At 31.8% G+C, this 380-nt stretch carries 1 protein-coding gene; it reads left to right on the forward strand.

The genetic code is table 11. From position 1 onward, the window contains the following. Nucleotides 1-134: 134 nt before the first annotated feature. A complete protein-coding gene (locus ACWIX0_RS14285; RefSeq protein WP_454174629.1) occupies nt 135-323 on the forward strand; it encodes a hypothetical protein in 189 nt (62 codons plus the stop codon). The last annotated feature ends 57 nt before the right edge of the window (nt 324-380 follow it).

The raw sequence follows: 380 nt of genomic DNA on the forward strand, positions 1-380 counted from the left end.
ACACAAAAACACCAAAAAGAGATATTTCGTTTGCTACGCAAACTCAATATGACAACAAAAAATTCTAGCCACCTTTATTTACCCCCGCTTTTTGTCTAAAATCCCCTTACTTTGATTTTGGGTAAGGAGCAACAATGAAACAAAAACAAAAGCCGACAGAATTTGAACTGCAACTAAGAAATGTAATTTATTCTTTTTTATCCAATAATAAAAAAGAGTTAGGGCTAGAAAATGAGAATATAGAAATTGACTTATCGAACTTGTCAAGGGAACTAGCAACAACGATTTATTATTTTTTGAAATGCAAAAATATTAAAGTTTAGCAAAGGAACATTTGATTCTAGCAATCCAAACATTTACCACGCAAACGCGACTTTAGG

Source organism: Helicobacter sp. T3_23-1059 (genome assembly GCF_053654515.1).